The sequence below is a fragment of the Pseudoduganella buxea genome, assembly GCF_009720835.1.
Classification (GTDB): domain Bacteria; phylum Pseudomonadota; class Gammaproteobacteria; order Burkholderiales; family Burkholderiaceae_D; genus Rugamonas; species Rugamonas buxea.
Genome location: NZ_WNKZ01000063.1, coordinates 14,363 through 37,857 on the forward strand (window position 1 = coordinate 14,363; position 23,495 = coordinate 37,857).

At 65.2% G+C, this 23,495-nt stretch carries 20 protein-coding genes; 9 read left to right on the forward strand and 11 right to left on the reverse strand.

The annotated features are described in order from the left end of the window. Positions 1–173: 173 nt before the first annotated feature. The 3 genes from GM672_RS19210 to GM672_RS19220 all read right to left on the reverse strand — a co-directional run bounded on the left by GM672_RS19210 (position 174) and on the right by GM672_RS19220 (position 4,005). Entirely contained in the window at positions 174–761 is a 588-nt protein-coding gene (locus GM672_RS19210; RefSeq protein WP_155472148.1) for an NF038129 family PEP-CTERM protein, read from the reverse strand. A gap of 10 nt (positions 762–771) precedes the next feature. After that, a complete protein-coding gene (locus tag GM672_RS19215; protein WP_229417819.1) occupies positions 772–2,439 on the reverse strand; it encodes a right-handed parallel beta-helix repeat-containing protein in 1,668 nt (555 codons plus the stop codon). A gap of 192 nt (positions 2,440–2,631) precedes the next feature. Continuing rightward, positions 2,632–4,005: a GGDEF domain-containing protein gene (locus GM672_RS19220; RefSeq protein ID WP_229417820.1), complete on the reverse strand. Its 1,374-nt coding sequence runs from the start codon at positions 4,003–4,005 to the stop codon at positions 2,632–2,634. Between the two features lie 329 nt (positions 4,006–4,334). Here GM672_RS19220 and GM672_RS19225 point away from each other — a divergent pair, with 329 nt between their 5' ends. Together GM672_RS19225 and ku are read left to right on the forward strand one after the other, a co-directional pair. Further along, positions 4,335–5,384: an SDR family oxidoreductase gene (locus GM672_RS19225; protein ID WP_155472150.1), complete on the forward strand. Its 1,050-nt coding sequence runs from the start codon at positions 4,335–4,337 to the stop codon at positions 5,382–5,384. 53 nt (positions 5,385–5,437) lie between these two features. Next, positions 5,438–6,511, forward strand: a complete 1,074-nt coding sequence (gene ku / locus GM672_RS19230; RefSeq protein ID WP_155472151.1) for a non-homologous end joining protein Ku — start codon at positions 5,438–5,440, stop codon at positions 6,509–6,511. Between the two features lie 62 nt (positions 6,512–6,573). Here the strand turns inward: ku and ligD are convergent, their stop codons facing one another. Continuing rightward, positions 6,574–9,291, reverse strand: coding sequence for a DNA ligase D (gene ligD / locus GM672_RS19235; RefSeq protein WP_155472152.1), 2,718 nt, complete (start codon positions 9,289–9,291; stop codon positions 6,574–6,576). 177 nt (positions 9,292–9,468) lie between these two features. On the opposite strand from ligD, the gene GM672_RS19240 reads away from it, so the two are divergent. Continuing rightward, positions 9,469–9,804: a hypothetical protein gene (locus GM672_RS19240; protein ID WP_155472153.1), complete on the forward strand. Its 336-nt coding sequence runs from the start codon at positions 9,469–9,471 to the stop codon at positions 9,802–9,804. 96 nt (positions 9,805–9,900) lie between these two features. Here GM672_RS19240 and bla read toward each other — a convergent pair whose 3' ends face one another. From bla to GM672_RS19275, 7 genes are all read right to left on the reverse strand, one after another. Next, positions 9,901–10,779 carry a subclass B3 metallo-beta-lactamase gene (gene bla, locus GM672_RS19245; RefSeq protein ID WP_155472154.1) on the reverse strand — a complete coding sequence of 293 codons (879 nt, stop codon included), beginning with the start codon at positions 10,777–10,779 and terminating at the stop codon, positions 9,901–9,903. Positions 10,780–10,790: 11 nt separating this feature from the next. Next, positions 10,791–11,447 (reverse strand): peptidoglycan editing factor PgeF, encoded by a 657-nt coding sequence (gene pgeF, locus GM672_RS19250; protein ID WP_170300145.1) that lies wholly within the window; start codon positions 11,445–11,447, stop codon positions 10,791–10,793. 143 nt (positions 11,448–11,590) lie between these two features. Continuing rightward, entirely contained in the window at positions 11,591–13,081 is a 1,491-nt protein-coding gene (locus tag GM672_RS19255) for an efflux transporter outer membrane subunit (protein ID WP_155472156.1), read from the reverse strand. Further along, on the reverse strand, positions 13,078–16,263 hold the full coding sequence (locus tag GM672_RS19260) for an efflux RND transporter permease subunit (RefSeq protein ID WP_155472157.1): 3,186 nt from the start codon (positions 16,261–16,263) through the stop codon (positions 13,078–13,080). The genes GM672_RS19255 and GM672_RS19260 overlap by 4 nt, the downstream gene beginning before the upstream one ends. Positions 16,264–16,296: 33 nt before the next feature. Next, positions 16,297–17,511 carry an efflux RND transporter periplasmic adaptor subunit gene (locus tag GM672_RS19265; RefSeq protein ID WP_155472158.1) on the reverse strand — a complete coding sequence of 405 codons (1,215 nt, stop codon included), beginning with the start codon at positions 17,509–17,511 and terminating at the stop codon, positions 16,297–16,299. A gap of 215 nt (positions 17,512–17,726) precedes the next feature. Next, on the reverse strand, positions 17,727–18,596 hold the full coding sequence (locus tag GM672_RS19270; RefSeq protein WP_155472159.1) for an alpha/beta hydrolase: 870 nt from the start codon (positions 18,594–18,596) through the stop codon (positions 17,727–17,729). Beyond that, positions 18,596–18,805, reverse strand: a complete 210-nt coding sequence (locus tag GM672_RS19275) for a hypothetical protein (RefSeq protein WP_155472160.1) — start codon at positions 18,803–18,805, stop codon at positions 18,596–18,598. Before GM672_RS19275 ends, GM672_RS19270 begins: the two co-directional genes overlap by 1 nt. Positions 18,806–19,035: 230 nt before the next feature. On the opposite strand from GM672_RS19275, the gene GM672_RS19280 reads away from it, so the two are divergent. The 6 genes from GM672_RS19280 to GM672_RS19300 all read left to right on the forward strand — a co-directional run bounded on the left by GM672_RS19280 (position 19,036) and on the right by GM672_RS19300 (position 23,372). Beyond that, positions 19,036–20,001 (forward strand): LysR family transcriptional regulator, encoded by a 966-nt coding sequence (locus GM672_RS19280; RefSeq protein ID WP_229427780.1) that lies wholly within the window; start codon positions 19,036–19,038, stop codon positions 19,999–20,001. After that, positions 19,998–20,990 (forward strand): D-2-hydroxyacid dehydrogenase, encoded by a 993-nt coding sequence (locus GM672_RS19285; RefSeq protein WP_155472161.1) that lies wholly within the window; start codon positions 19,998–20,000, stop codon positions 20,988–20,990. Before GM672_RS19280 ends, GM672_RS19285 begins: the two co-directional genes overlap by 4 nt. A 295-nt stretch (positions 20,991–21,285) precedes the next feature. Next, entirely contained in the window at positions 21,286–21,870 is a 585-nt protein-coding gene (locus tag GM672_RS19290) for a TetR/AcrR family transcriptional regulator (protein ID WP_155472162.1), read from the forward strand. Next, positions 21,867–22,697 carry a heparan-alpha-glucosaminide N-acetyltransferase domain-containing protein gene (locus tag GM672_RS19295; protein WP_229417821.1) on the forward strand — a complete coding sequence of 277 codons (831 nt, stop codon included), beginning with the start codon at positions 21,867–21,869 and terminating at the stop codon, positions 22,695–22,697. The genes GM672_RS19290 and GM672_RS19295 overlap by 4 nt, the downstream gene beginning before the upstream one ends. A 35-nt stretch (positions 22,698–22,732) precedes the next feature. Continuing rightward, the gene (locus GM672_RS29270) at positions 22,733–22,924 is read left to right on the forward strand and encodes a DUF418 domain-containing protein (RefSeq protein WP_229417823.1); all 192 of its coding nucleotides are present in this window, start codon (positions 22,733–22,735) and stop codon (positions 22,922–22,924) included. Positions 22,925–23,117: 193 nt separating this feature from the next. Then, positions 23,118–23,372, forward strand: a complete 255-nt coding sequence (locus GM672_RS19300; protein WP_155472163.1) for a hypothetical protein — start codon at positions 23,118–23,120, stop codon at positions 23,370–23,372. The last annotated feature ends 123 nt before the right edge of the window (positions 23,373–23,495 follow it).

Here is a 23,495-nt window from a genome sequence, read left to right on the forward strand (position 1 = left end):
ACAAAAGTCCACACCAACCCGGCCGTGCATTGGCTCAGCCCGTGTCCACCCTGGGGTCAGACCCCGACATGGACACGCACTCTGCCATAAAACGGGGGCCCTGCCAGATGAGCTCGTGTCCACTTCCGGGTCTGACCCCACGGTGGACACAGGCCCGGCCGTGGGCGTGGTGCTCAGCGCCGGCCGTGGCGCAGCACCAGGCCCATCAGCAGCAGCCCTGTCAGCACCTGCAGTGCCGTGCCCGGTTCCGGCACGGCCTGCACGGTGGCGAAGCCACTGTTGACGGAGATGGCGTCGGCCTGGCCCGGCTGCAGCGCGAAGGTGACGATGTCGGCGTTCGCGCCCAGGTAGTTGAAGTCCTGGTCCAGCAACGCGATGCCCAGGTTGGTGCCATCGCCGACCGTGCCCGCGTCGAAGCTGACGAAGAACTCGAACAGGCCGCCAAAGCTTGCCGCCTGGGCGAATTCGTTCCAGCCCGTGCCGTTGCCCAGGGTGACGCCGCCGGCCAGCGAACCGGCAGCCTCGCCTTCGAATACGCTGGCCGCGCCGAAGTCGCCGGCGAAGCCGGACAGCATGGCGCGGGTCGGGGCCGCGCTGCCCAGGCCCAGGAACAGGAAGTCGACATACCCGCCCTGCCCGGCCAGCGCGGCCGTGTCGACGGCGACGCGGTAGATCGGACCGGCCAGCGCGGCACTGGCGGCGCCGAGGGAAAGGGTGAGCGCCAGCATCAGGCGCAGCAGCATCGAAGTCATTCGGGTCATCGGGAAGTCCTCACAGGTCGGCGGCGATCAACGCCGGCGTGTAGCCGACGGCGACGCGTTCCGGGTTGACGAAGGTGGTGGCCAGGGTGGCCGACTGGCCCGGCGCCAGGCTTGCCACGGGCAGCTTCAAGGTCGGTGCGCCGCCCAGGCTTTCGCCCGCCGCCTGCAGGGTGACGCCGTCGCTCAGGTAATCAAGGCGCAGCAGCAGGCTGCCGTCGATGGCCTGGTCCGACGTGTTGGTGACGGTGATGGTGCCCCGCTGCGTTCCCGTGGTGCGGTTGAAACTCAGGCCGGACTGCGTCACCGTCACACTGGCGCTGACGTCGCGGTACAGGGCCACCGTGTCCGTGCCTTCGTAGGCGCCCAGGTCCGGCGCGCGGCCCGTGTACGGCAGGCCAACGTCGATGCCGGCATCCACCAGGCCGCTGCGGGGGGCCAGGTGGAAGTGCGGCAGCACGGGCAGGCTGCCGTCGGGAAGTCGCGGGGCATCCCAGCCGGACATCGACACACCCTGGAAGTCGTCGGCTGTCGGGGCCTGCGCCAGGTTCCAGCTGTTGTGCGAGGTCTGGGTACCGGCCGTGTTGGCGGCGGCCGTGCCGCCGTATGCCACGTTGTTGCGGGCCACGCCCAGGTTCAACGGCGTGTTATCCGGCGCGATGCCCAGCAGGTTGAAGCCGATGCCGTTGCTGGCCGCCGTGTTGTTGTAGAACTGGTTGGCGACGGGATGATGGTTGGCGTAGAAGCCGTTGACCTTGTTGCGCAAGGCCACCGAGAAGCGCACCACGTGGACCGGTGCGTTGGGCTGGTAGACGCCGCTGAAGCCGCCGATCTTGAAGCCGTTGCCGTTCCCCGCGGGGATCGACGTCGTCGTGCCGGGCAGGTAGCCGTGCAGCCAGGCCCACGAGTGTTCGATGACGACGGGCGAGTAGGCGTTGATCAGGTCGAAGCCGTCGTCCGTGTTGGCCCAGGCCAACCAGCCGCGGAACACATTGCCCGGCTGGTTGGCCTTGATGTGGGCGCCGAAGCCGTCCGCGTTCTGGCCGGCGCCGGACTTGCTGTACGGGTCGTAGTTGTGGTGCGAGTCGACGTTGAGGATCAGGTTATGGCTGCCGTCCGCCAGGAACAGGCCCGGCCCCATGTGGTGGTGGGTATCGAGCGCTTCCAGGATGTTGTAGCTGCCGCGAATCCACACCCCCCACGATTCGTTGTTGGCCAGGTTGCCAGGCTGCTGCGGCGCGCCTTTGATTTCCAGGCCCTTCAAATGCAGCCAGCTGGCCGTGATGTTGAAGGCCTTGACGCGGCAGTTGTCCTTCATCTGGGCGAAATCGAACACGGGCTTCTCGCCCGGGTAGGCCCAGTAGCGGATCGGCCGGCCGTCGCTGCCGCTCTTGTTCAGGGTGACGGCGTTGACTGTGGCCGTGGTGCTGGCGCAGGTGTTCAGGCCTGCCATGTAGACATAGGCGCCGCCGCGAAAATACACGGTGTCGCCGGCGCCGGCGGCGTCCTGGGCCTTGGCGAAACTCTTCCATGGCGCGGCCTTGGTGCCTGCCGCGCCGTCGCTGCCGTTCGGTGCGACGTAGTACGTGGCCGCGTGGCCAGGCGTCGCCCATACTGCCGCCCACATTGCCGCCAGCGCGACGGCCCCGCGCAGTGCGTCCCGATGCTTGTTCTTTTTCATTGGCTCTCCGATGATGGTCGATGGCCGGCCACATGGGGAATCCTGGCCGACCGCTAAAGGCCGGGCCATCTTATCGTCGCGTCAACGGGTTTGCTGCTCTATTTTCTGATTACTATATGCGGCCCATGGCCCGATATCCGAAGCGATATCGCAGGCCTCAAAACGCTTATCGCAGACACGCAGGGCGACTCGCTACTGCGCGAGTTCCACGCAATTGCGTCCGCGCCGCTTGGCCTGGCGCAGGGCGCCGTCGACCCGGTCCATCACGGCCACGGCGTCCTCGTTCGGCGCCACCTGGGCCACGCCCAGGCTGATCGTCACCGTCTCGCAGCCGGGCAGCTCGGTGCCGGCCACGGTGGCGCGCAGCTTCTCGGCCAGGCGCAGCGCATCGCGGGCCGTCGTATGGGTGGCAATGACGAGGAACTCTTCGCCGCGCATGCGCGCCAGCCGGTCCGACACGCGCAGGCGCCCGGCGATCGTGTGCGACACGGCGCGCAGGGCCTGGTCGCCGATGGGGTAGCCGTAGGCGTCGTTGACGGACCTGAAGTTATCGATATTGCAGGCGATGACGGCCAACGGCAGGCCGTAGCGGCGCGCACGCCGAATCTCGGTGTCGAGCAGCTGCTCGCCGGCGCGGCGGTTGATCGCCCCCGTCAGCGGGTCGGTGGTCAGCACCTGCGCCAACCGCCCGGCCAGCGCGTCGTTTTGCTGTTTCAGTTCGCTCATCGCCAGCGCGAAGCCGATACACTGGGCAATCGCGGCGAAGCAGGCGAACTGCTCGCGCGAGAACTGCGACTGGCGCTCGAACATCAGGCTGATGGCGCCGTGGATGGGACCATCCGGCTCGCTGCGCAGCGGCAGCGCCAGCACCATGCGCACGTCGTGCGCATGCAGGGTGGCGGCCAGTTGCGGGTCGCCCGCCTTTTCCGGCGCGTCCAGCAGTACGAGCTCGCCCGCGCTGACGGCCAGCAGCGGCGGGAAGACGTCGCGCAAGGGCGATGCCAGCAGGCCGTCGCGGCAGCCCAGCAGCCGTTCCAGGTCCAGCCCGTTGCGCGCTTCCTGGTCCAGAAGACGCAGGTTGCCGCCCTCCTTCATCTGCAGCAAGGCCGTATGCCGCACGCCGGGGAAGCTGCACAGTGCCGTACAGATTTGCGCGGCCAGCTCCGCCACATCCTCCAGCTTGCCGACGGCACGCTGCACGCTGCGCTGCAAGGTCAGCAGTTCACGCAACTCGCGCTCCTTGTCCGCCAGTTGCTGGGCCGGACCGTGCGCCATGTCCGGCGCGCGCAGCAGCTGGGTGACGGCCTGGCACAGCTCGACGTCGATGACGGGGCTGATGCGGTAATGCAGGGGGCCATGCCCCATCAGCTCGGGCAGCCAGGCCGTCATGCCGAAGGGGCACAGCACCAGCACGGGCGCGCCGTTGCGGGTGCGCACCAGCATGCACAAGGTCGTCAGCTGGGCCGTGTCGCCGGCGGTGCAGCCGGCCAGGTCGACAATCAGCAGGTCGGTCCCGCCCTGCGCCAGCTGCTCCAGCGCCGCGCCGGAAGACCCGGCCAGCCGCAAGCGCCCGAAGCTCGCCCCGCAAACGGCCTGGAACCGGTTCCGCCGGACCGCATCCGGATGAACGAACAGCCCTGTACGGCCCGATTGCGACATTGTTGAACTCCCTATCCGATTGATAAAAACTGCCCAGGTCGACAGTGTGACAGATTGTTCAAAAATGGCAATATTATTTTACCAAAGACACTATTTATCTCATGCAACTCGGCGCCGCGCTGCCCTGTGACTGTCCCGTTTCCCCGGTCGTGTCATATGTGCGGACGCGCACGGTCTCCTGGCCGGTCAGCGCCAATACTTGCCCTTCGCCTTATTTCAAATCAGGAGAGCACGTCATGTCGAAGTCAAAAGAAAAATCGAAGTCGAAGGAAAAGTCCAAGGACAAGGCAAGCGAGCAGCCGAGCCAGGACCTGGGCAACCTGCAGCGCGACATCCAGCAGCAGCAGGATGCCAAGGACGAGAAAAAGGCCGCGCAGAAGAAGGCCGACGGGAGCCAGGAACAGGAGCCGGAGGGCGTGCAGACGGGAACGCATGCGTTTCCCGATGGCGACTTTCCCACCCAGCATCTCGACAAGCCCGGCATTGAAGCCGAGATGGAACTGAAGCCCCAGTTCATGGCGCCCGGCTACAAGGGCAGCGGCAAGCTCGAAGGCATGAGCGCCATCATCACGGGCGGTGACTCCGGCATCGGCCGCGCCGTCGCCGTGCTGTATGCACGGGAAGGGGCCGATGTCGCCCTGGTGTATCTGGCCGAGGAACAGCAGGACGCCGAGGAGACCAAGCGCTGTATCGAGGCCGAGGGCCGCCGCGCCATCCTGATCCCCGGCGACGTGCGCGACGCGCAGTTCTGCCGCGATGCCGTCGAGCGTACCGTGCGCGAGTTCGGCAAGGTCGATATCCTCGTCAACAATGCCGCCTTCCAGGAGCATGCCGACTCGCTCGAGGACCTGACCGAGGAGCGCTTCGACCTGACCATGAAGACCAATATCTACGGCTACTTCCACATGGCCAAGGCCGTGCTGCCGCACCTGAAGCGGGGCGCGTCGATCATCAACACGGGTTCCGTGACGGGCCTGGAAGGCTCCTCGAAGCTGCTCGACTACTCGTCGACCAAGGGCGCAATCCATGCGTTTACGATGTCGCTGGCGTCGAACGTGCTGGAGAAAGGCATCCGCGTCAACGCGGTCGCGCCGGGCCCCGTGTGGACGCCGCTGAACCCGGCCGACCAGACCCCGGAAAAAATCGCCGAGTTCGGCCAAGCCACGGACATGAAGCGCCCGGCGCAGCCCGAAGAGCTGTCGCCGGCCTACGTGTTCCTGGCCGCGCCCAGCTGCGCCAGCTACATTACCGGCATCATCCTGCCCATCACGGGCAGCGTGGGCTGATCCACGGCGGGGCGGCCCCGGGCCGTCCCGCAGTTCCGCTCAAGGAGATCACCATGGCACGCTCACTGTGGAAAGGCGCCATCAGCTTCGGGCTGGTGCACATTCCCGTCGACCTGTATTCGGCCGTCAAGGAGAACGAGCTGGACCTGACGATGCTCGACAAGCGCGACTTCTCGCCCGTCGGCTACAAGCGCTACAACAAGGCGAACAACAAGGAAGTCACGTGGGACGACATCATCAAGGGCTATGAATACCAGGACGGCGAGTATGTCGTGCTGTCCGACGAGGACCTGCGCCAGGCCAACGTCAAGGCTACCCAGACCATCGACATCCTCGCCTTCGTCGACGCCGAGGATGTACCGCTGACGTATTACGAAACCCCCTACTACCTGGCGCCCGGCCGTGGCGGTGACAAGGTCTATGCGCTGCTGCGCGAAACCTTGCGCCGGGCCGGCAAGATCGGCATCGCCACCGTGGTGATCCGCACCAAGCAGCACCTGTGTGCCCTGGTCGCCACCGAGGACGGCATCATCATGAATACCCTGCGCTACGCCGACGAGATCCGCGACACCGATGACCTGAAGCTGCCGGGCAAGGGCACGAAGGCCACCGGCATCAAGGAAAAGGAGCTGGAAATGGCGCTGTCGCTGGTGGAAGGCATGAGCGAGGAATGGGCGCCCGAGCAGTACCACGACACCTACAAGGACGACGTGCTGAAACTGGTCCAGAAGAAGATCAAGGCCAAGCAGACCAAGACCATCACGATGCCGTCCAAGGACGCCGAGGAAAAACCGTCGTCGAACGTCATCGACCTGGTCGCGCTGCTGAAGCAATCCCTGGGCGGCAAGCCCGCCAAGGGCAAGGCTGCGGCGCGCGACGTGGAGGAGGACGAGGACGAGGACGAGGAGGTCGACTCGGCGGAGGAAGAAGAAGCGCCGAAGAAGCCGGCCAGGAAGGCCGCGCCCCGCGCTGCAGCCAAGTCCGGCGCCAAGGCGGCAGCGAAGAGCGAGCCGAAGTCGGGTGCCGCCAAGGCAGCCGCGTCGAAGCCTGCCGCCAAGCCGGCGGCGAAGAAAGCTGCCGCAAGGCCGGCCACTGCGAAATCGGGCACGGGCCGCAAGGCCGCGTAAATCGGATACGCGCATGCAAAAAGGGGCGGCCAGCGGGCCGCCCCTTTTTGCATGGTCCTACCCTACTCCGGCGAATACCCCAGCTGCTTCATCGCCTTCGTGATGCTGACGGCGCTCTTGCCATAGTCGGCCCACGGCGTGTTGCCATCGTCGAGCCGGTCATGGATCGTCGCCACCGTCCAGTGGTCGCCCCCGCGCAGGTGTTCCAGTTCGCTCCACGCCACCGGTACGGAAATGCCCAGCCCCGGGCGGCTGCGGGCCGACCAGGCGCAGGCCGTGGTAGCACCCCGGCCGTTGCGCAGGTAGTCGATGAAGATCTTGCCGACCCGGTTCTTCGGGCCGCTCTTGACGGCGAAGCGGTCCGGCAGGGTGGCCGCCATGTGCTCGACGACGGCGCGCGAGAAGCCCTTCACCGTGTCCCAGTCGTGCTGCGGCTTGATGGGCACCACCACGTGCAGGCCCTTGCCGCCGCTGGTCTTCAGGAAGGCGGGCAAGCCCAGCTCCTCGAGGAAGGCGTGCATCAGCTGGGCCGCTTCCTGGATCATCTTCCACGTCACGCCCTGCCCCGGGTCCAGGTCGAAGATCATGCGGTTCGGTTTTTCGTAGTTCTTGCCGAAGGCGTTCTGCGTGTGGAATTCGACGACGTTCCACTGGGCCGCCGACAGCAGGCCCTGCACCGTTGCCACTTCCAGCATCGACGGGTGGTCCGGGTCGAGCGCCTGGGGGAACTGCTTCACGCCAGGCAGCTTGCCCACCTCCGAATGCTTCTGGAAAAACAGCTCGCCGCCGACGCCTGCGGGCGCGCGCACCAGCGCCACCGGGCGGCCCTTCAGGTGCTCCAGCATGAGGCTCGATACCAGCGCGTAGTAGCGCACCAGGCCGATCTTGGTCGTACCGCTGGCCGGATCGATCAGTCGGTCCGGATTCGTCACCTTCAGCGACGACGGCAGCTTGCTGGCCACGTCGGCCCCTTCCGGTACGGCGGCCCTTACCTTTTTCGGTGCCGCCGCCTTCGTGGCGGCTTTTCCAGCCTTGCCGGCTTTTTCGGCTTTTTCAGTCTGCGTCTGCATGGTTCCCTCCACCAGCGTTTCCATATGCGCCGCCCGCTCGCGGGTGACGCTCGTCGCCTTCTTGTCCGCCCGCAGGCCCTGGAATACGGAGTGGCGGATCGAACCGGCACTGGTCCATTCGCCGAACGTCACTTCCGCCACCAGGGTCGGCTTGACCCAGTGCGCCTTCTTGGCGATGGCCTTGGTGGGCGCGAACGGGCTCTTGTCCGTGGCCAGCTTCTGCAGCCGCGCCGTAATGTCGCGCAGCGTCGCGCCGTTGAAGCCGGCGCCCACATTGCCGGCGTAATGCAGCTTGCCGTCTTCGCCGTAGTACCCCAGCAGCAGCGAGCCGAGGCCCTCGCGCGAGCCCTGCGGGTCGGTATAGCCGCCGATGACGAATTCCTGGCGCTGTGCGCATTTGAGCTTGATCCAGTCGGGCGAGCGCCGCGACACATAGGGCGAATCGCGCCGCTTGCCGATGATGCCCTCCAGGCCCATGCGGCAGGCCGCCGCCACCATCTCCGCGGGCGGGGCTTCCAGCTCGCCCGAGTAGCGCACCATGTCCGTCGCGGACCGGTCCATCACGGTCTTGAGCAGTTCGCGCCGCTGCTGCAGGGGCACGGCGCGCAGGTCGTAGCCGTCCAGGTAAGGCGCGTCGAAGATGAAGAAGACGATATTGCTGGTTTTCGTGCCGTCGAAGGCCTGTTGCAGCAGGCCGAAGTTGGGCCGGCCGCTGTCGTCGTGGACGACGATCTCGCCGTCGTACCAGCCGCTGGGCAGGTCCATTTTCTCGATGGCCGCGCGCAGCGGTTCGAGCTTGTGGGTCCAGTCGTTGCCGTTGCGGGTAACCAGGGCGATGTTCTTGCCATCGACCCGGGCCAGCAGGCGGTAGCCGTCGAACTTGATCTCGAACAGCCAGTCGTGCGGATCGGATGGCGGCGCGTCGACCAGGGTGGCCAGCTCAGGCGAGAAGGTTTCGGGCAGCGCGACGCGGGCGTTGCCATCCGGAGCCGGGGCTGCGGCGGTTTTGGCCACGGTTGCTTTCTTCGCGGTTTTTTTCGCGACAGCCTTGGTTGCTGCAGCCTTGCGAGCCGTGGGCTTCCCGGCCGGCGCCTTGCCCTGGTGGGCCAGCGCCGTGGCTTCGGCCTCCTCCGCTGCCGGTGTCAGGGTCTCGGCCGCGGGCATGCCCAGCGCCTTGACGCTATCGGGCATTTCATCGATGACGGAAAATTCGTCGGCGGGCCGGACGTAGTCGTCCTTCTCCTTGATGAGCAGCCACGGCTCCTGCTTTTCGCCGGAGCGCTTCATGCGCACCAGCACCCATCGCCCGCGCAGCTTGTGGCCGCGCAGCTCGAACTTCAGGTTGCCGTCGCGGTAGCCCTGCCGTGGGTCGCCGACCGGGTGCCACGTGCCCTTGTCCCAGATGATGACCTTGCCGGCGCCATACTGCTTTTCCGGGATCACGCCTTCGAAGTCGTTATACGAGATAGGATGGTCTTCCACGTGCACGGCCATGCGCTTGTCGTGCGAATCGTAGCTGGGCCCTTTCGGCACGGCCCAGCTTTTCATCGTGCCGTCCAGCTCGAGGCGGAAATCGTAGTGCAGCCGCGAGGCCCAGTGCTTCTGGATGACGAAGCTCAGAGCTTCCTTGCCCACTTCGCCCCCTTCCGCCGGCTCCGGCGTGATGGCGAAGTTGCGCTTGGCTTTATAGGTGGAGAGGGAATCGTTCATGCTTCTTACTGTAGGCGCCGCCCCCGCAGGCTTCGGTACGTCAGCTAACAGAAGTGGCCCGATTTGTAACACTTGTAATTGCCGTCAACTGCATCGCCCCGGCTGGCGTTTTTGGTCCAGTGACACGCGAAATGTGCACGACAACCACACTGAAACATACTGAAGAGGAAACGCACCATGAAGAAAATCATCGCTACCCTGATCGCCGGTCTGTTCGCTGGTGCCGCGTTCGCTCAAACCGCCACCGCCCCTGCCGCCCACAACGAAGCCGTCGCCGTGAAGCAGGAAGCCAAGGAAGCCAAGACGGCTGCGAAGGCCGAGGCCAAGGAAAGCAAGGAAGTCGCCAAGGCTGACGCGAAGGTCGCGAAGGAACAGGCCGAAGCGAACAAGGATGTCGCCGAAGCCAAGGCCGACGCCAAGGAAAAGAAAGCCAAGGCACACAGCAAGGCAGCCCACAAGAAGGCTGAAGCCAAGGAAGACAAGCAGGACAGCGTCGCTGCGCAAACCAAATAACAAGGCCACTCTCAGGCTGCTACACCAAGAACTAGAAAGTCGTGCCCCCTCCCTTGCCCGTGCTCTTGCGCGGGCTTTTTTTTGCCGGAGCAGTTGTCAGTGCCCGGTGGCCGCCTTATCGGTCAGCTCCGCAGTCAGTTGCCTGGCCAGTCGCGCCCTGCTCCTGTCCGCGTACTTGCGGCAAGCGTCGGGGTCGATGAAGGCGGCGCTGCCCAGTCTGGCCTGCGCCGCCTTGCGTTCCCACAGGTCGCTGCCTTCCGGGTGCGCCGACACCAGCACGTCGCATTTCAATGCCGCCACCTTGGCGATGGACGCTTCCAGCGTGCTTTTCGCCGTCGGCCACGCGGGGCTGCCGCCGTAACGGAAGCCTTCGGCCGTCACCGCGTTCAGGCTGTCCGCGAACACCATGGCGACGGTTCGTCCTTTTTCCGTCGACTGCCACGTCCAGCTCAGCCCTCCCTGCGTGTGCCCCGGCGTGTAATGGGCCGTCAACGCCAGCGGCCCCAGTTTGACCACTTCGCCATCCTTGACCGCGCGGGTGTTGGCGACGGGCGCCATGTCGGACAGGTTGCCGAACTGCGGGTCGCCCCGGTCCGGCTTGCCGCTGGCCAGCACGGCGACACTTTTGGGACTGCCGATGACGACGGCGCCGGACAGCTTCTGCAGCGCCGCGATGCCGCCCGCATGGTCCATATGTTCGTGCGACGTCAGGATGTATTGGATGTCCGTGACCTTGAAGCCCAGCTGCCGGATATGGGCGGCGATGGCCTTGGGCGACTTCTCCGTGCCGCCGTCGATGAGGATATGCCCGGCCGGCGACGTCACCAGCACGGCGCTGATGCCGTGCGGGCCGACGTAGTAGCTGCCGCCATGGATGAGGAATGGCTCCTGCGGCTCATCCCAGTCGCCGGCCAGCGCGCTCGTGCCAAGCAGCAGCGTGGTAGTGGCGACGATCGTTTTCAGCGTGTGCTTCATGGTGTCCTTTGTTAGCGGGAGATAAAGAGGCCGGCATGCTGCTGCGAATTGCGGTCGCCGCGCCGGTAGCTGCGGTACAGGTACCGGCCGTCGGCGCCGCGCGTGCAGCAGGTGCAGCCGCCCGCGTCGTCGATGGCCGTCACGCCGCCCTGCGTCAACTGGTGGCGTGCGAGCGCGCGCAGGTCGAGGTGGCGGCAGGTCGGCACGACACGGTCGGCATGCGCCGGAAAACGTTCCGCGAACTGCTGCGCCAGCGCCTCGCTCACTTCATAGCAGGCCGCGCAGATGGTGGGACCGATGGCCGCGACCCAGTCGCCCCGCCCTGTCTCCAGTTGCGCCAGCACGTTCGGGATGATGCCGTCGTACAGGCCGCGCCAGCCCGCATGCACGGCGGCGACACGCCGGCCGTCGCGCCGGGCCAGCAGCAGCGGCACGCAGTCGGCCGTAATGACGCTGACGGGAAGGTGCGGCTGCGCCGTGTGGAAGGCATCGGCGTCGCCGACGCGCTGGTGCGGACCGGTGACATGGGCAACGCGCGTGCCATGCACCTGGCGCTTGTCGGGCCTTTCACCCCAGTGCGGCTGCAAGGGCGGCGGCACCAGGTCAACGGCAGTGCCGAAGCCGTGGTGAACGCCCGGTATGGTGGCGAGCAAGGCGCTGGTGATCACGGAATGGCCCGATTGCGGATTCGATGGTGCGGATGATAACGAAAATTGCCAAAAAAATGGGGTCTGTCCCCATTTTTTTGGCAATAAAAAAGCGGCGGCCGGGGTGAACCGGGCCGCCGCAAGGGCTCAGTCGGCCAGGCGCGTCAGTTGCGTGCCTGTGCCGTATTGACCGTGGTCTGTGCCGTGGCGGCATCCCAGCCGCCGCCCAGTGCACGGATCAGCGCGACGGTGGTGACGGCGCGCTCGCCGCGCAGCTGGACGGCGCTGCGTTCGACGGACGCCAGGTTGCGCTGGGCGTCCAGCAGTTCCAGGTAGCTGGAGCGGCCGGCGGCATACAGCTTCTGGGCCAGGTCGGCCGAGCGGCGTGCCGACACGACGGCCTCCTCGATGCGCTCGGTCTGGCCGGCCAGGATGCGCAGGCCGGCCAGGTTGTCCTCGACTTCGGCAAATGCCGTCAGCACGCTCTGGCGGTATTGGCCGACCGATTCTTCCAGTGCTGCCTCGCTGCGCACGATGTTATTGCGGTTGCGGCCACCGTCAATGACGGGCATCGACAGCAGCGCGCCCAGCACCCAGGAACGGCTGCTCCACTTGAATACGTCCGCGAACGCTGGGCCGATGCCGCCGCCACCGGCATTGAGCGACAGCGCCGGGAACATGGCCGCGCGGGCCACGCCGATGCGGGCGTTCGACGCTTCCATCGCGCGCTGGGCGGCGGCGATGTCGGGCCGGCGCTCCAGCAGCGACGACGGCAGACCGGCGGGAATCGCCGGCAGCACACCGGCTTCCAGCAGCGGGTTGACGGCGGCCGTGAACGCGGCGGCCGGCTTGCCCAGCAGGACTGCCAGCGCGTGTTCGGCATTGGTGCGCTGGCGTTCCAGGCCGATGGCCTCGGCGCGGGCCGTGGCCAGTTCCGTCTTCGCGCGCGACAGGTCGAACTCGCCGATATCGCCCAGGTCGAAGCGGCGCTGGTTGATGTTGACGTTCTCCTGGCGCAGCCGCACCGTCTCGGCCAGGGTGGCCAGTTCGGCGTCCGTGGCCCGCAGGCGGAACCACGTCTGGGCCACGTCGGCCTGCAGCGACAGCAGCACGGAGCGGTAGTTCGCCTCCACCGTCAGCGCGTCGGCCCGGGCCGCGGCCACGTTCGACGACACGCGGCCGAACAGGTCCACCTCATAGCTGGCCGACAGCTGGGCCGAGTAGCTCGTGCTTGGGCGCACATCGCGGCCCTGTGGCAGGCCCAGTTCCAGTGGCGACTGGCGGACGCGGTTGGCGCCGATGCCCGCGTTCACCTGGGGCACGCGGTCCGCCTCGGCCACGCCGGCGATGGCGCGGGCCTGGCGCACGCGCGCCGTGGCCACGGCCAGGTTGGCGTTGTTGCGCGTGGCCTCGGCGATCAGCTCATTCAGGCCCGCGTCGTCGAAGGCCAGCCACCACTCGCCACGGGGCTGTTGCTCGGCCGGCTGCGCCATCTTCCAGCGCGTGCCGTCGGCCGCCGTCTTGACATCCGTGGCCTGCGACTCCTTGAAGGCGCCGGGCACTTCGATGGCGGGCTGCTTGAACTGGGGGGCCGCGCAGGCCGTCAGCAGCACTGCCAGCAGCGGGGCCACGCCCCTTGCGATCATCGTGTTCATCCGTGGGTTCCTTCCATTTTCACGACGGCCAGCCCGGCCGCCGGTTTTTGTTTTTCCATCCGTTTCGCCAGCGTCCGCAGCAGCACGTAGAACACGGGCGTCAGGAACAGGCCGAAGAAGGTCACGCCCAGCATGCCGGCGAACACCGCCACGCCCATCGCATGGCGCATTTCCGAACCGGCGCCGCTGGAGAATACCAGGGGCAGCACGCCCATGATGAAGGCGATCGACGTCATCAGGATCGGACGCAGGCGCAGGCGGCACGATTCCAGCGCCGCTTCGACGATGCTGCGGCCATGGTCTTCCAGCTCGCGGGCAAATTCCACGATCAGGATGGCGTTCTTCGAGGCCAGGCCCACCAGCACGAACAGGGCGATCTGCGTGAAGACGTTGTTGTCGCCACCGGTCAGCTTGACGCCCACCAGCGCGCACAGGATCGACATCGGCACGATCAGGATGACGGCCAGCGGCAGGGTCCAGCTTTCATACTGGGCGGCCAGCACGAGGAAGACCAGCAGCACGCACAGGGGGAAGACGAAGATCATCGTGTTACCGGCCAAAATGTCCTGGTAGGTCAGGTCGGTCCACTCGTAGGTGATCCCCTTGGGCAGCGTCTCGGCCAGGATCTTCTCCATCTCGGCCTGGGCCTGGCCGGACGAGACGCCCGGCGCGGGACCGCCATTCAGGTCGGCCGCCACGTAGTTGTTATAGCGCTGCACGCGATCCGGGCCATAGGTGTCCTTGACGCGCATCAGCGACGACAGCGGGATCATCTCGCCCTTGGCGTTGCGCACCTTCAGCTGGGCGATCTGCTCGGGCTGGGAACGGAACTGCGCGTCCGCCTGCACCCGCACCTGGTAGGTGCGGCCGAACTGATTGAAGTCGTTCACGTACAGCGAACCCAGGTTGATCTGCAAGGTCTGGTAGATCGTCTGCAGGGGCACGCCCAGCTGCTTGGCCTTTACCCGGTCGACGTCCGCGAACAGCTGCGGCACGTTGATCTGGTAGCCGGAGAACACGCCGGCCAGTTTCGGGTTCTGCCAGGCCTTGGCCTGCACCGCCTGCACGGCCTTGAACAGCTCGTCGTAGCCCAGGTTGCCCCGATCCTCGATCATCAGCTTGAAGCCACCCGTGGTGCCCAGGCCGTTGACGGGCGGCGGCGGCAGCACCATGACGAAGGCATCCTGCACGGCGCCCATGCGCTTGTTCATCTCGGCCGCAATGGCCTCGGCCGTGGTGTTCTTGTCGCGCCGCTTCTCGAACGGCTCCAGGCCGAGGAACACGATGCCGGCGTTCGGTGCGTTGGTGAAGCCGTTGATCGACAGGCCCGGGAAGGAAATCGAGTTCTCCACGCCGGGGATGTCCTCGGCGATTTCCGACATCTTGCGGATGACGGCGTCGGTACGGTCCAGCGAGGCGGCGTCCGGCAGCTGGGCGAAACCGATCAGGTACTGCTTGTCCTGCGACGGCACGAAGCCCGGCGGCACGGCCTTGAACATGAACAGGCCGGCGGCCGTCAGCAGCGCGTACAGCACCAGCGAGCCGCCCTTGTGGCGCAGCACGCCCTTGACGCCGTTCTCGTAGCCATGGGCCGAGCGGTTGAAGAACTTGTTGAAGCCGGCGAAGAAGCGGCCGAACACCTTGTCCATGCCGCGCGTCAGCGCATCCTTCGGTTCGTCGTGGCCCTTGAGCAGCGCGGCCGACAGGGCCGGTGCCAGGGTCAGCGACGAGAAGGCCGATATCACGGTGGAGATGGCGATTGTCAACGCGAACTGGCGGTAGAACTGGCCGGTCAGGCCGGACACGAAGGCGATCGGCACGAACACGGCGCACAGCACCAGGGCGATGGCGATGATGGGACCCGACACTTCCTTCATGGCCTGGATCGTCGCGTCGCGCGGCGTCAGGCCGTTCGAGATATTGCGCTCGACGTTCTCCACGACGACGATGGCATCGTCGACGACGATACCGATGGCCAGCACGAGGCCGAACAGCGACAGCGTGTTGATCGAGAAGCCGAAGGCCAGCATGACGGCGAAGGTACCCACCACCGACACCGGCACGGCCAGCAGCGGGATGATCGATGCGCGCCACGTCTGCAGGAAGATGATGACGACCAGGGCGACCAGGATCACCGCCTCGACCAGCGTGTGGATGACGGAGTCGATCGACTCACGCACGAATTGGGTCGGGTCGTACACGATGCTGTATTCGACGCCTTCCGGGAAATCTTTCGACAGTTCCTGCATGCGGGCCCGCACGTCGGTCGACAGCTGCAGCGCGTTGGCGTTCGGCGCCTCGAAGATGGGGATGGCCACGGCCGACTTGTTGTTCAGCAGCGAGCGCAGTGCGTAGGAGTTCGAGCCCATTTCCAGGCGTGCCACGTCCTTCAGCAAGGTGGTGGCGCCGTCGGCGTTGACCTTGACGACGATATTGCCGAAGTCCTCGGCGGACTGCAGGCGCCCGTGCGTCTTGACCGTCAGCTGGAAGTCGGCGTCCTTGGACGGGCCCTGGCCGATGACACCGGCCGCGACCTGCACGTTCTGTTCTCTGATCGAATCGACCACGTCGCCGGCCGTCAGGCCGCGCGCCGCCACCTTCTGCGGATCGAGCCAGACGCGCATGGCATAGTCGCCGGAACCGAACAGCTGGACCTCGCCCATGCCGTGGATACGGGCCAGCTGGTCCTTGATGTTGAGCACCGCGTAGTTGCGCAGGTACAGGTCGTCGTAGCGGCCGTCCGGGGAATTCAGGTGGACCACCATCGTCAGGTTCGGCGAGCTTTTCACCGTCGTGACGCCGATCTGGCGCACCTCTTCCGGCAGGCGCGGCAGCGCTCGCTGGACGCGGTTCTGCACGGCCGTTTCGGCCTGCTCGACATTGGTGCCGATGGCGAACGTCACCGTCAGCATCAGGGCGCCGTCGGACGTGTTTTGCGAGGACATGTACAGCATGTTCTCGACCCCGTTGATCTGCTCTTCCAGTGGCGCGGCCACGGTTTCGGCAATCACTTTCGGGTCGGCGCCGGGATACTGGGCGCGCACCACGACCGATGGCGGCACCACGTCCGGATACTCGGAGATGGGGAGCTTGAAGATGGCGATCAGCCCCGCGACGAACACGATAATCGACAGCACGGCCGCGAAAATCGGTTTGTCGACAAAGAAGCGTGAGAAGTTCATGGCTTGTTCCTTATTATTGGCGTCGGTCCCGCCTTACAGCGCGGCGACCTTGGCGTCTTTCTTGTCTTCGGACTTGGCGCCCGCGGCGGCGACGTCGGACGTCATCGGCACCATCTGCGGCGTGATCGGCGCGCCGGGGCGCACGCGCTGCAGGCCGTTGACGACGATCTTCTCGTCCGCCTTCAGGCCGCTGCGCACGACGCGCATGCCGTCCACCGTCGGGCCCAGCGTCACGGCGCGGTATTCGGCCTTGTTGTCTTTGCCGACGACGAAGACGAACTTGCGGTTCTGGTCCGTGCCGACGGCGCGGTCGTTGATCAGGATGGCCTTCGACTGCGCGCTGCCGCCGCCCAGCTGGACGCGGGCGAACAGGCCCGGCACCAGGGTGCCGTCCGTATTGGCGAAGGTGGCGCGCATGCGCACGGAGCCGGTGCGGGCGTCGAGCTGGTTGTCGACGAATTCGAGCTTGCCTTCGTGCGGGAAGCCTTCCTCGTTGGCCAGGCCCACCTTGACCACCACCGGCTCGCCCTTGTGCGACTGGGCGCCGACGCGCAGGTAGGTCTCCTCGTCGCCATCGAAGCTGGCGTAAATGCGCTCGAGCGACACGACGGAGGTCAGCACGGCCGAGCCGTCGACCAGGTTGCCCAGGGTGATTTCCGCTTTCGACACGCGGCCGTCGATGGGCGACGTGACACGGGTGTAGGCCAGGTTCAGCTTGGCCGACTCGTACTGGGCCTGGGCCGCGCGGGCGTTGGCGTCCAGTTCCTTCTGCGACGCGGCGCGTTCGTCGAACTCGCGCTGGGCAATGGCCTTGTCGGCCAGCAGGCGCTCGGCGCGGGTCAGCTCCAGGCGGGCCAGGTCGGCCTTGGCGCGGGCCGAGGCGGCGGCGGCCTGGGCCCGGTCGGCTTCGGCCTGGTAAGGGCGCGGATCGACGACGAACAGCACGTCGCCCTTCTTCACCTGGCTGCCCGGCTTGAAGTTGACCTGGGTGATGAAGCCGGACACGCGCGAGCGGATCTCGACATGGTCGATCGCTTCCAGGCGGCCGGAGAATTCCTGCGTTTCCGCGATCGATTTTTCCAGCACGACGGCGGCGGAGACGGGTGGACCGCCGGCGGCGGCAGGGGCCTCCGCGGCCTTGCCGGCTGCATCCTCGCAGCCGGCAAGCAGTCCGCCGGCCAGGCCGGCCACGGCCAGCGCAGCAACTATTGGTCGCACCAGTGCGGTCAATGATTTCATTTTTTTCATTATTCACCCCTATTTGTATGAAAATTTTTACTGAACCGAGTTTCCTTCCCGCTTCCCACCGCGTCTGCAGGAACGCAGGGCGAAAGGAGGCCCACAATGTCGCGAGGGCATGTTTTGACCACAAGGTCTGGAACCGTGCAGAAACTACTATTGGTTAAAGATATGCTGGTTTGACTATATCGCCGACAAGGCGATATGTAAACGTTTTTATTTATTTATTGGCCGAAGCCAGGCGCCGGGGTCTCCGTCCCGTCGACGCCGCGGATGAAGGCGGCGATTTCATTGAGTGCGAAATAACAGGCGCAATCGCTGCGCCCCCCCGGTTGCTCGAGCGGCGGGGGCGGCAGGCGCCGCACCGTCGTCGTGATGCCGCAGCGGATCAGCTTGGCACCATACTGCTCCGCTTCGTCGCGCAGTGGATCGTCCTCGGCCGACAGGATCAGCGCCGGCGGCAGGTTCTTCAAGCGCGACGACTGCAGCGGCGATGCATACGGGTGCGTGCGGTCGGCGGCATTGGGCAGGTAGCCCCGGTAGCCGGCGGCGCAGGTGCCTGCCACCATGTCCGCCACGGCTGCCTTGTCCGGACAGGCCGGCACTTCGCGCATCGAGCAGGTCGACAGGCCCGGGTCGAGCATCGGCATGATCAGTACCTGCCCCGTCAGGCTTGGCCCGCCGCGGTCGCGTGCCATCAGCGACACGACGGCCGCCAGGTTGGCGCCGGCCTCGATGCCGGCCACCACCAGGCGCTTGCCGCTCCAGGCCAGCTTGGTCTTGTTCTTCTTCGCCCACAGCAGCACGGCATGCGCATCCTCCACGGCGGCCGGGAAGGGCCGCTCGGTCGCCAATGTGTAGGCCGGCGCCAGCGCCACCGTGTCCGGGCCCACCAGGCGGCTGAGGAAATCGTCCGCCTCGTCGATGCTGCCGTCGGTGAAGCCGCCGCCATGGAAGAACACCACCAGGGTGTCGCGCTTGGCGGGCGCGGGACCGGCCAGGTACAGGCGCGCGGCCAACTGGCCTTCCGCGCCCTTGACTTCGATGTCGCGCAGGACCAGGTCGTCCGGCAGCGCTGGAACAGTACCCCCCATCAGCGCGCGCTTTCGGGAGCGGAGGCCAGGGCTTCGGCGCCCGCCGCGGCCAGTTGGGTCCCGCCCAACACTTCGCGCTGCAGTGCGCCATAACCGGCCGCTTCCGCCCCTGCCGTCGTCGAATAGGCATCCGTCGAGACGATGCCCGCCAGTGCCAGCAGGCACAAAGCCAGTGCCACCATCGCCAGAATTCCGTCCCGATATCCCATGATCAACTCCTTGTCAGTCCTGCGTGAACTGCACCTTCCTTGATGCAGTGCAGTAACTATAACTTTGAACTACAATCTGATAAATAGCTTAACGACGAATTGATTGTTCAGATCCACGAACAATGACTGCGGTATTACACGGTTTAGCTGTTCAGTACGGACGGTGTGACTATCAAATGCTGAGTATCCAGACAAGAAGTGGACCGGCAAACGGACTTGGGGAGTGCGGCGTGAACAAACTGCAGGCAATGGAAGTGTTTATCCAGGTGGTCGACGCAGGGGGCTTTTCGCGTGCCGCCGAGAACATGCAGCTGCCCAAGGCGACCGTGTCGACCCTGATCCAGCAGCTGGAAACGGCCCTGTCGGTCAAGCTGCTGCACCGCACCACGCGCCAGGTCACCGTGACGGCCGACGGCGCCGCCTACTACGAACGCTGCCTGCAGATCCTCACCGACGTGAAGGAGGCGGAGGAGTCGCTGTCGCGCACGCGCCTGTCGCCCAGCGGACGCCTGCGCGTCGATACCCCGACCGGCCTGTCCAGCGAAATCCTCGTGCCCGCGCTGCCCGCCTTTTTCGAACGCTACCCGGACATCCAGCTGGAACTCGGTTGCAGCGACCGGCCGGTGGACCTGATCGAGGAAGGCGTCGACTGCGCCGTGCGGGGCGGCCACCTGGTCGACTCGACCCTGATCGCGCGGCGCATCGGCGTGCTCAATTTCCTCACCTGCGCCGCCCCCGCCTACCTGGAAAAATACGGCACGCCCCAGCACCCGCGCGACCTGGCGCGGCACCGCTGCGTCAATTACTTCTCGGCCAAGACGGGCAAGATCTACGACTGGGATTTCAACCGGGACGGCGAACGCATCGAAGTGCCGATGCCTGGCGTGATCGCGCTGAACGACTCGAACGCCTACGTCCAGGCGGGACTGGCCGGCCTGGGCGTGATCCAGATGACGGACTACCTGCTGCACAAGCACGTGGGCGAAGGCCGCATGGTGCAGGTACTACCCGACTGGAGCACCGACCCGCTGCCCGTGCACATCGTCTATCCGCAGAACCGCCACCTGTCGGCCAAGGTGCGCGTGTTCGTCGAATGGGTCGCCGAGCTGTTCGACAGCCATCCGGCGATGCGCATCCGCCCGCCAGCCCACGCCAGCGCCACCGCCGCCCCCACCCTGATGATGGAGACCGCATGAATCGGAACAAGAGCAATCAGAACAAGTTCGATCGGAACAACATCGCCCGGCACAACATCGTCTTCCTCGACCGCGCCAGCCTCATCGCCGACGTGCGCCGCCCCGGCTTCGACCATGACTGGACCGAGTACCCGGCCAGCACGGCGCAGCAAGCCATCGAACGGCTTGCCGGCGCCACCATTGCCATTACCAACAAGGTGCCGCTGCGCGCGGAGGCGCTGGCCCGACTGCCGGATTTGCGCCTGATCGCCGTGGCCGCGACGGGCACGGACATCGTCGACCTGGCCGCCGCCCGCGAGCGGGGCATCGTCGTCTGCAATATCCGCGACTACGCCTTCGCCGCCGTGCCGGAGCACACCTTCGCGCTGATCCTGGCGCTGCGCCGCAACCTGCTGGCCTACCGTGCCGACGTGGAGGCGGGCAAGTGGCAACGCTCCGAGCGCTTCTGCCTGTTCGACCACCCGATCCGCGACCTGCACGGCAGCCGCCTGGGACTGGTGGGCTACGGCGCGCTGGGCAAGCGCGTGGCCGAGATCGGCCGCGCCTTCGGCATGACCGTTGCCGTCCACACGCGCACACCGGTCGACGGCGTCGTCAACCTGCCGCTGCATGAACTGCTGGCCACGTCCGACGTCGTCAGCCTGCACGTGCCACTGAGCGCCGCCACGCGCAACCTGATCGGCGCGCCGGAACTGGCGCGGATGAAGCCTTCGGCCATCCTCGTCAACACGGCGCGCGGTGGGCTGGTGGACGAAGCGGCACTGGCCGACGCCTTGACGCGCGGCGTCATCGCCGGCGCCGGCTTCGACGTGCTGTCGCAGGAACCGCCGCCGCCGGACAATGTGCTCCTGAACCTGCGCCTGCCGAACTTCCTGCTGACGCCCCACTCCGCGTGGGCCAGCGCCGAAGCCATGCAGGGGCTGGCGGACCAGTTGACCGGCAATATCGAAGCCTTCGCCGGCGGGGCGCCCGTCAACGTCGTCGCGTAGAAACGCGCTGATTTTTCACGACGGCGATCTTAGCCTCGGGAAAGCGCGCCCAACGCCGCGAATACTCCGCCATACCCTGGCATGACAGGGCATTTGCTCTTTCCGGACACGGTTTCGCGAATAAACTCATCGGCCAGCAATAAATCAGTGCTTCCCAGGTTGCCACGGGATCCATCCCTGCGTTTTCGCAGCGGTGTGACTGCAACAGGAATGGCCTGACTCTGTCGCCTCGCTTATCGTATCGAATCGTCCCGAAGTGTTGTCGAACGAACGTCCGTTCATTTAAGATTGCATAATGAACACACGCGCCACCAACCCTGACCGGCATAAAAAAATTGAGGCGGCGATTGTTTTTTTTATCAATAAAGGGTTCTACGCGACCAGCATGCGCGACATTGCGAACCAGGCCAATGTCAGCCTGCTCAACCTATATACAGACTTTTCTGGAAAGCAACAGCTGATTGCGGAAGTGGCCGAGCTGGAACGCCTGGACTTACAGCCCGTCACGGAAGCATTCGAATGCATGGCAGCGCCAAACGTAGAGGAGCTTATGGCGGTGCTGTCTTTCTATCGCGCGCTGAATGTTCAAAAAGACTGGGCAATTCTCACCGCTGAATGCTTCGCGGATTTGGCACGCTCGTCACCACTTCGCCCGGCCTTCGCGGCGACCCGTCGTCAGTTGCTTGAAGCATTCGCGGCGGCGATTGAGCAAGGTGCCACGAGAGGAACGCTCAGGCCCGGCGCGGATCCACGGGCGATTGCACAACTGCTGCTTGATGGCGTGGAAGCGGGAGCACTGAGGGAAGCAATCATGGCCGATCAAGACGAAGGCTTGCAGGTCGTTTCCCACTCCCTTTTGCGTTGCCTGCTTTCGGCATGAATATGCAAACAGACGCGAGGCGCCTGGTCGGACTGGATGTAGCACGCTACCTTGCGTTTGCTGGTATGGTATTTGTAAATTTCCGCTTAGCCATGGAAGTGCAAACCGCGCAGGCACGCTGGCTGGACAAAATGTTCTGGCTTATCGAAGGTAAAGCATCCGCAACATTTGTCGTGCTTGCCGGAATCGGTCTGTCACTGGCGACCCGCTCCATGGAAAAGAGCAAGGCCTACATCTGGACTGCTCGACGCGCCTTATTTTTGCTCATTGTCGGATATTGCAACCTGAGCATTTTTCCTGCCGATATTTTGCATTATTATGCAATTTATTTTTTTCTGGCCCTACCCTTTCTGCATTCGCGCCCCCGGACCCTATCCACAGCAATCCTGGTCGTCGCAGCCATATCAATATGGGCACAGATAAACTTTGACTACAATAATGGCTGGAACTGGGACCGACTGGAATACTCGGAGCTATGGACTCTGCCAGGCGCACTGCGCCATTTATTCTTCAACGGGTTTCACCCTGTATTGCCCTGGCTGATATTTCTGTTATTTGGCTTGCTTCTTGGACAAGCGCCCCTGCACACCAGCCGCATGCAAATGGTGATGGCAATCGTGGGCCTGGGGGTCGCTTGCTGTGGCTTGGCTATCGCCGATCTTCTGCGTGATCTCCCTGTCGCCTGGCTTTTGGGCACGGCGCCTTTGCCAGCAGGTCCGATATATTGCGTGGTTGGGCTGGGCAGTGCAAGCGCAGTCATCGGCGCATGCCTGTGGCTTACACCGCGCTTGCCTTACCTTGGATGGCAGCAGACGCCGGCAAGATGACATTGACGTTGTATCTGATGCATATATTCATCGGAATGGGAACATTGGAAGCGTTGGCTCTACTCGACGGTTCCGCCGACCTGATACAGGTCGCTTTGTGTGCCAGCTTGTTTCTCTTCGCGGTAACGCTCGCCGCATCGATCTGGGCGACGCGATGGGCCCATGGACCTGTCGAGGCGATGATGCGAAGGATCACAGCGATTCCCTCTCGCAAGAAGAGCAGCTGAGGGACTGACGACTGTCGAAGTGTGAAGCAACCTGGCACGCAGCCATCCACTTCATGCCGAGGAAACCGCGATGACAACGCGCTCATCGAGCGCCTCTGCGGAAAGGGGAAAAACGGGCCGGTCCACCATGGACGTCACCTCACCGGCCTCCGGCCTTAGAATGTCGGTTTCTTGTCTTTTCGCCACCGAGCCCATGACCATCTCCCGCACCCGCCGCACCTTGATCACCGCCGCCGTCGGCGTCCCCGCCGCGCTGTCCCTGCTGTCGCTTCTGTCGCCCCTTGCCGCCGCCACCACGGTCGTCAAGCGCAAGCCGGTGCGCTCGTTCGCGGAACTGGAAAAGGACTTCAAGGGCCGGATCGGCGTGGCCGCCATCGACCTGGGCGCCGGCAGGATCGTCGGCCATCGCCTGGACGAGCGCTTCCCGTTCTGCAGCACCTTTAAGTGAATCGCCACGACTATCGTAGACACTCCTGAGCCATAATGTCGGGCACAAGGAGAAGATATGAGCGGTAAGCGGTACACAGAGGAATTCAAGATTGCAGCGATCAAGCAGGTGGCGCAGGGCGGT